This window comes from Planktotalea sp. (genome assembly GCF_039984035.1).
Classification (GTDB): domain Bacteria; phylum Pseudomonadota; class Alphaproteobacteria; order Rhodobacterales; family Rhodobacteraceae; genus Planktotalea.
The window spans coordinates 1-7,213 of sequence record NZ_JBDWVM010000268.1; the positions used below are offsets into that span (position 1 = coordinate 1).

A 7,213-nucleotide genomic window follows, 5' to 3' on the forward strand; every position below is an offset into this window, starting at 1 on the left:
GGCTTTGGCTTTCATGCACACCCATCGAGACACCGCAGCCAAGGGGCGTGAGCAGGTAGTCATCGCTGATGTTTTGCTCATAACAGCCATGACCAACTTCGTGGATCGTTGAATAAAGGCAGTTGAACGGATCATGCAGGCTGGTGCGCGTTGTAATACGCACATCATGACCCGAGCCGGATGAGAACGGATGCACCGCCTTATCCACGCGCCCATGGGTCATGTCATAGCCAAAGGTCTTGGCCAGCTTGCGCGTGAGCTTCATTTGTTTGCCTTCATTGAAGGCAAAATCCAGATCAGCCGGTTGCTCCCCTGCCATGACCTCATCACGCAGCGCTGTGAGGCGTGGACGCAGCGCTGCAAACATTGCGCTCAGGCTTTCGGCGCTGGCGCCCGGCTCATAGTCTTGCAACATCGCATCATAGACGTCGCCGCCCGCAGCGAGGGCTGCGCCCTCTTCCCGCTTCAGCGCGACGACCTGTTTTAGCGTTGGCAAAAACGCGGCCACGTCTTCATCTTCGCGCGCTTGCGCCCAGATGCCTTGGCTGGCGGAGGTCACTTTGGCCAAACGCTGCGCGAGATCGGCGGGCACCTTTTGCGCGCGCTCATAAGACTCAGTAATCAACCGCAATTGCGATTTGCCGGCCTCATCGGGCGCGTCGGCTTTCGCGAGCCACTCACCAATGCGCGGATCGGTGCGGCGCGCGTGCAGAACGCCCTCAAGCGCGGCCATTTCTTCTGCGCGTTGCGGCGCAGCTCCACGCGGCATCATCGTTTCCTGATCCCAGCCCAAACGGCCCATGATCGCGCTCAATGCCTGCGTTTCGCGCTGATGCGCCATTAGATCGTCATATGCACTCATTTTGCTGCTCCTCGCAGGCTGTCGGCTGTTGGATAACCCGCATAAAAGCGCGCGCGTAGAATCAAGACCCAAAGCGCAACCGCGCCAAGTTGATGGACAATCGCGATATGCCATGGGGCTGAATAAAGAACCGTAAAGATACCCAGCAGCATTTGCAGGCACATCACGGCGAGTACGACACTAAATGCACCGCGCGTGGCCGAATTGGGTGAGCGACGGGCACGGCGCCAAATAATGATGCCGAATATAAAGAGAAGGTAGCCAGCAATACGGTGCATGAACTGAACCAACCCTGCGTTTTCAAAGAAATTGCGCCAGATCGGTTCCAGATCAAACGGATACGGCGGGAAGAAGCCACCGGCCATCAGCGGCCAATCATTATAGGTGCGCCCCGCATCGATCCCAGCGACCAATGCACCAAGCAAGATTTGCAGGAAGGCGAAATGGAGCAGGCCAGTGCCCATGGAAAAGAGCTTGGCTTCGCGGTTACGGCGACACTGCATGAGCTGGCGTTCTTCGCATTTCAGCTCAAAGATATACCAAGCGAGGAAACCGAGGATCACAAAGGCCAAACCAAGGTGCGTTGCGAGGCGATAAGACGCCACATCGAGCATACCGTTCGACAGACCTGAGGAGACCATCCACCAACCAACAGCGCCTTGCAAACCGCCCAGAAGACCAACGCCAAGCAAGCGCGTCGTCCAACCCGTGGGGATCGCGCGGGCGGCTAGGAATCCGAAGAAACCGATTGCCCAGACCAAGCCAATTACGCGGCCAAGCTGGCGATGGCCCCATTCCCACCAGTAAATGAATTGGAACTCAGACAACTCCATCCCTTTGTTTTGCAACTGATATTCTGGAATTTCTTTGTATTTCGCGAATTCGGCCAGCCATGCAGCCTCATTCAACGGTGGCAACGCCCCTGTCACAGGTTTCCATTCAGTGATCGACAAGCCGCTATCGGTGAGACGCGTCAAACCGCCGACCAAGATCATCACAACGACCAGCGCGAAAAGCACAATCAGCCAAAGGCGAACAGCCCCCCGCGCGCCGCGCTTGCCAGCGTCGATCACACCCGTGACCGGAGCGGCTTTTTCGGTGCCATCGACCTCTTCGAAAATACTGCGTTTCTTACTCATATCCCGCCTCTTGATCTGAGGATCATTAGCCCAAGGGTAGGTCTGCCGCCCTGCCCCTTCAAGCGCCTATTCGGATTTATCTTTCCAACGCACCATTTGCCGCAACACGCCATGGAGCATCTGCACATCTGCGCGCGTCAGCGGCATACGCGACCACATGTTGCGCAGGTTCACCTGCATGCTGTCGACCTTCTCGGGCGGATAGAAAAAACCCGCCTCATCAAGGCGCTCTTCATAGTGCTTGGCCAGCGCTTCAGTCTCACCTTGAGAGGCCCAAACCGTTTTCGCCATTTCGACGCGTTCATGTTGAATATCAGCGACTTGGCGTTGCCATTCATAAGCCGTGAGCAAGACACATTGCGCGAGGTTAAGAGATGCAAATTCAGGGTTCACAGGCACGTTGATCACTGCATTGGCGCGGGCGATATCATCGTTCTCCATGCCAGCCCGTTCAGGTCCAAACAGCACGGCGATCTTTTCGCCATTCGCGATTTTCTCGGCCGCGAGCTTCATCGCGCCTTCGGGTGAAAACGCGGGTTTGGTCAGGCCGCGTTGACGCGCGGTTGTCGCAAAAACATAGGTGCAATCCTCAAGCGCATCAGCGGTCGTATCAAAATGCTGCGCTTCATCCAAAAGCCGCCCTGCGCCGCTCGCCATTGCGTCGGCCTTGGGGTTCGGCCAACCATCACGCGGCGCAACAAGGCGCATGCGATCGAGCCCGAAATTCCACATCGCCCGCGCCGCCGCGCCAATGTTCTCGCCCATTTGCGGACGCACCAGAACAAAGCTGGGTTGAGGGGTATCAGATGGCATTGCATGGCTCCTTGAAGGCTTGGAATGCTGTTAATCCTGTCCGGCTCAGGATTCAAGCAAAGGGCGTAACGTTCCTATTTGCTCCGCGCCCGAACCGAGGGGTGGTCGCAAAGCATATTCTCTGAGGCGCGTATCTGGACGGCGCGCAACTCTTTTGTTTCTCAACCTTGATTTCACTGCCTCCTTGCCACCCAAGTAGCCAAACCTGAAAAGGCACTGTATAGAGCGCGAAACAGCACTTAACGGAGCACGCCAGATGTCCGAGATCGAACAACCCCAACTCTATTTGATCACGCCGCCAGAGTTTGAACTGGATGTGTTTCCAGATGTTTTGGCCTCTGTGCTGGACAGCGCTGACATCGCTTGCGTGCGCCTTGCACTTGCCAGCCAAGATGAAGACAAGATTTGCCGCGCTGCGGATGCGATCAGTGTCGTGACTCAAGCGCGCGATGTGGCCTTGGTGATGGATGAACATATCTTGCTGGTCGAAAAGCTTGGCCTTGATGGTGTGCACCTGTCCGATGGAGCCCGCCGCGTTGCAAAGACGCGTAAAATGCTCGGCGATGATGCAATCGTTGGCGCCTTCTGTGGCACCTCGCGTCACGATGGCATGAACGCGGGCGAAGCGGGTGCAGATTACATCAGCTTTGGCCCGATGGGCGCAGCCGCGCTTGGTGATGGCGAACGCGCGAGCGAGGATTTATTCCAGTGGTGGTCAGAAGTGATCGAAGTGCCTATCGTTGCCGAAGGTGCCTTGGATGCGGACGTGTGCAAAACCTTCGCGACCATCACCGATTTCTTTGCCTTTGGCGAAGAGCTCTGGAGCAGCGAAGACCCGGTCGCGAAATTGGCTGAGCTGAAAAAACTGATTGAAGTCAGCTAACTAGATTTCCTCGGCGTTCATCATCTGCGCAGCCGCAAGGCCGAGGGCATAGCTTATATCCGAATACATATTGTCAAACCCTTGAAAGAGCGCAGCGGTCATCGCCCTGCCCTCTGGGGTTAACGCGAGCAAGGTATAGTCCTCGATCACGCCCGGTTCGAGCGGAGTGTAGGCCATGATCAAAAAGCCATAAAGCCAATCTCTTGTGTCTCTGCGCGTTTCATCCTCTTGGTTCCAAACCTCCGATAGGATTTCCGTTTCCGACAACTCAAACGCGCCGCCGTCCACGAGGCCGCGGTAGAATTGAATGTTGGAATTCATCGCGCCGACCACATTGGTTTCCAGTAGATCAGAGGCGTTGATAAAGTCATCCACCAGAACAAAAGCATCATCGCGCGCACGCTCATAAGCGCGGGCTTGCTCCTTCACCTCTTCCTCGATCACATCGTCCATCATCGCCTCGCGCGCGCTGAGTTCGAGCGAGATAATCGTCTTGCCAAGCGGCGTGTAAAAGAACGCTTCGAGCGGTGTTAGATCGGTGTTTGCCAACCCTTGGGCAAAGCCACGGCGCACGACGGTTTCCATCGCGTCTGTGTTGTAGATTTTGGACACCATAGCGCCCCAACCCTCGGTATACCCACCGGGCAACATTTCATCCCCAAGCTCTACAGCGTAGGCCAAGCCTTCCTCACGCATGAGCTGAACCATCCGCTCCATCCCGAGCGCTGTCAGAAGTTTGTCAGACGCTTCATCCGCCATCGCGAAAAATGGAGCAAAAACAAGGACTAGGCTTGCAAGACTTATGCGAAGATGAACCATTGGGGCCTTTCAAAACAACTTGATCTTTGACTGAACATAGGGCGCGCGCGCGCAGTTGCCAACGCACGGCTCTGTGAATACTGACCTCTGGTAAAGAAGCGCCTAAAACCGCAGCACCGCATGCACATATCAGCCGATGCGCGCGCCACGCTCAATCAGCTGTGGCGTTGCATTCAAAGTCTCCACATCGAAACCAGCCAACACCTTGTAATGATCTGCATGGGCCTTCAGATCTGCATAGGGAATGACGTCATCGATTGTCTCAAACTGGCCGCCACACAGGTCTTCGACCTTTTGCATCACCGCATCTGGGCCAGAGCCGCGATTGGCCAAGATCACATTACGCGTGCGCGGCCGAATGAGGTCCTCATAGGCTAAAAGCGCGGCTTGGTTTACACCGTGCGACAGGAACATTTGCCCCAGAATACGAGCGTCAACAATGGCTTGGCTCGCCCCATTTGATCCCACTGGATAGGTTGGATGGGCCGCATCCCCCATCAAGGTCACGCGCCCGTCGGTCCATTGATCAACCGGATCACGATCCACCATCGGGTATTCAAACACCTGCTTTGCGCCCTTGATCAGCTCAGGCACATTGAGCCAGTCAAACGTCCAGTCTTCAAACTTTGGCAGAAAATCATCGAGCTGCGCTGCGCGGTTCCAATCTTCTTTGCGCCAACCTTGCGCGGGATCAACGCGCAGCTCAGCAATCCAATTAATAGTAGCCTGTCCAGTTTGTGGGTCAGCTGGCGTGATCGGATAGGCGACGATACGCTGTGTGTCATGCCCTGCCAAAGCCATGGATGCCCCGTTCAAGAACGGTTTCGCCTGCGTTGTTCCGCGCCACAGAATAGCGCCGCCCCATATCGCGGGCCCTTCATTCGGGTACATCTGCGCGCGCAAGGCAGAGTGGATACCATCAGCGGCAATCACCAAATCGCCATGGATTTCCTCACCGTTTTGCAACACCAAAGCAGCGCCCTGATCGGTGTTTTTGAAACCTGCGGCAGGCGCATTGGTGACGATGCAATTCTCGCCCGCCCGCGCGCGTAGTTCAGACGCAAGACGCATCTGCAACGCGCCGCGATGCACCGCATATTGGGGCCAGTGATAACCAGCTTCGCGCCCGCGTTTCTCAGTCCAGATTTCCAACCCACGTTTGGAGTAGAACCCATAATCCTTGATCGGAATGCCGATATCATCAAGCGCGGCGCCTAAATCGAGATCAAGCAATTCGCGCACTGCATTTGGTTGCAAATTGATGCCCACACCAAGGGGCCGCATTTCGCGCACGGCCTCGAAGATACGAAACGGCACCCCAATTTGATGCAGCGTTAACCCTAATGACAGGCCCGCGATCCCGGCCCCTGCAATGAGAACTGTCATCGCGGCTTATCCCTGCAAACCCAGCTCAAAACGCTTCGCGATAAAGTGCGAGCGCGTCTGTTTCGGTGACCTCGACGGGGTTGTTCACCAAAAGGCGGGACTGCAACATCGCGTCCTTGGCGAGCATCTCAAAGCTATCCTCGCGCACACCGCAATCGCGCAAACGGCGCGGCGCGCCCGAGCGATTCATCAGATCATCCATGAACTCAACAAATTTGGCTGAGCGCACCGCGTCGCTTTCGCCCGTCACGCCCATAACCACATCCGCAAGCTCTGCATAAAGCGGTGCGGCAGCGCTCATGTTATAACGCAGAACAGGCCCAAGCATCAGCGCGTTGGTGAGGCCATGCGGCAAGTGGTAATGCCCGCCGAGCGGATAAGCCAAAGCGTGAACCGCCGCCACAGGGCTGTTAGAGAACGCCTGCCCCGCAAGGTTCGCGCCAAGCAACATTGCCTCGCGCGCGCTGCGATCAGCGCCATTTTCGCAGGCCGTTACCAGATTTGCCGCGATCAAGCGCAAGGCCTCCTTTGCAAAGACGTCGGATAGGAAATTCTTGCGGTGCTGGCTCGTGAAAGCCTCAATCGCATGCACCATCGCATCAATACCTGTTGCCGCCGTTTGCTCAGCAGGCAACCCAACAGTCAAGGCCCCATCAAGCAGAACCCGATCTGCATAAAGCTGATGGGACACGATCCCCATTTTGGTCGTCTCACCCGTTGTCAAAATGGTGATATTCGTAACCTCAGAGCCGGTTCCAGCCGTGGTTGGTACCTGCACCAAAGGCGCGCGTGTGCCGGTCACATTGCCAATTCCATAAAGGTCCGACAGCGGTTGCGCGCTCTTTAGCATCACTGCAACCAGCTTCGCGATGTCCATTGAGGAGCCACCGCCTAGTCCCATCACGATATCCGCATTCGCGCGTTTGGCATGTTCGACGCAGGCCAGCAGAACCCGTTCAGGCGGGTCAGCCACAACATCGTCATAGACGGTCACGGTAAACCCGTGCTCTTTGAGCGAGGTCAGCGCAGGGTCCAAAAGGCCGTTTTCATGCAAGAACTTATCGGTCACGATCAACAGATTGCGCTCTGTGAACCATTCAGCGAGGAGCGCGCCCATACGCGCAGCGCCGTCCCATTCCACCAACATTGACCCCGGCGTATCGAATGAAAAAGGTTTTGTTCCTGCGGTCATAATTCTGCTCCCAGATCATCTATTGGCCTGAGTTCGGCCAGTCGTTTGCGTGCTCGGCTCTACTGTTGCTCTAATCATTGGGAAGCTCAAGCCACTCTTTCTGGTTGTTTTGGCAATTC

Annotated in this window: 6 protein-coding genes and 1 pseudogene; 1 reads left to right on the plus strand and 6 read right to left on the minus strand. The window is 56.1% G+C overall.

All coding sequences use genetic code 11. The features are described from left to right. From ABJQ89_RS12235 to ABJQ89_RS12245, 3 genes and pseudogenes are all read right to left on the minus strand, one after another. Positions 1-862, minus strand: a pseudogene (locus ABJQ89_RS12235) (carboxypeptidase M32); the annotation flags it as partial. Beyond that, positions 859-2,001, minus strand: a complete 1,143-nt coding sequence (gene ctaA / locus ABJQ89_RS12240; RefSeq protein ID WP_348496513.1) for a heme A synthase — start codon at positions 1,999-2,001, stop codon at positions 859-861. The pseudogene ABJQ89_RS12235 and the gene ctaA, both read right to left, overlap by 4 nt. Before the next feature lie 66 nt (positions 2,002-2,067). Then, complete coding sequence (locus ABJQ89_RS12245) at positions 2,068-2,814, minus strand: RNA methyltransferase (RefSeq protein WP_348496514.1); 747 nt, start codon at positions 2,812-2,814, stop codon at positions 2,068-2,070. A gap of 256 nt (positions 2,815-3,070) precedes the next feature. Between ABJQ89_RS12245 and ABJQ89_RS12250 the strand changes: the two genes are divergently transcribed. Further along, positions 3,071-3,697: a thiamine phosphate synthase gene (locus tag ABJQ89_RS12250; protein ID WP_348496515.1), complete on the plus strand. Its 627-nt coding sequence runs from the start codon at positions 3,071-3,073 to the stop codon at positions 3,695-3,697. Here ABJQ89_RS12250 and ABJQ89_RS12255 read toward each other — a convergent pair whose 3' ends face one another. The 3 genes from ABJQ89_RS12255 to ABJQ89_RS12265 all read right to left on the minus strand — a co-directional run bounded on the left by ABJQ89_RS12255 (position 3,698) and on the right by ABJQ89_RS12265 (position 7,094). Beyond that, on the minus strand, positions 3,698-4,516 hold the full coding sequence (locus ABJQ89_RS12255) for a DUF2059 domain-containing protein (RefSeq protein WP_348496516.1): 819 nt from the start codon (positions 4,514-4,516) through the stop codon (positions 3,698-3,700). A gap of 129 nt (positions 4,517-4,645) precedes the next feature. Continuing rightward, positions 4,646-5,902, minus strand: a complete 1,257-nt coding sequence (locus tag ABJQ89_RS12260; protein WP_348496517.1) for a flavin-dependent oxidoreductase — start codon at positions 5,900-5,902, stop codon at positions 4,646-4,648. A gap of 25 nt (positions 5,903-5,927) precedes the next feature. Next, entirely contained in the window at positions 5,928-7,094 is a 1,167-nt protein-coding gene (locus tag ABJQ89_RS12265) for an iron-containing alcohol dehydrogenase (protein WP_348496518.1), read from the minus strand. Positions 7,095-7,213: the final 119 nt, after the last annotated feature.

Excerpts from the sequence above, each read along its gene's own strand:
- ctaA (WP_348496513.1), bottom strand. The coding sequence starts at position 2,001 with ATGAGTAAGAAACGCAGTATTTTCGAAGAGGTCGATGGCACCGAAAAA.
- ABJQ89_RS12245 (WP_348496514.1), bottom strand. The coding sequence starts at position 2,814 with ATGCCATCTGATACCCCTCAACCCAGCTTTGTTCTGGTGCGTCCGCAA.
- ABJQ89_RS12250 (WP_348496515.1), top strand. The coding sequence starts at position 3,071 with ATGTCCGAGATCGAACAACCCCAACTCTATTTGATCACGCCGCCAGAG.
- ABJQ89_RS12255 (WP_348496516.1), bottom strand. The coding sequence starts at position 4,516 with ATGGTTCATCTTCGCATAAGTCTTGCAAGCCTAGTCCTTGTTTTTGCT.
- ABJQ89_RS12260 (WP_348496517.1), bottom strand. The coding sequence starts at position 5,902 with ATGACAGTTCTCATTGCAGGGGCCGGGATCGCGGGCCTGTCATTAGGG.
- ABJQ89_RS12265 (WP_348496518.1), bottom strand. The coding sequence starts at position 7,094 with ATGACCGCAGGAACAAAACCTTTTTCATTCGATACGCCGGGGTCAATG.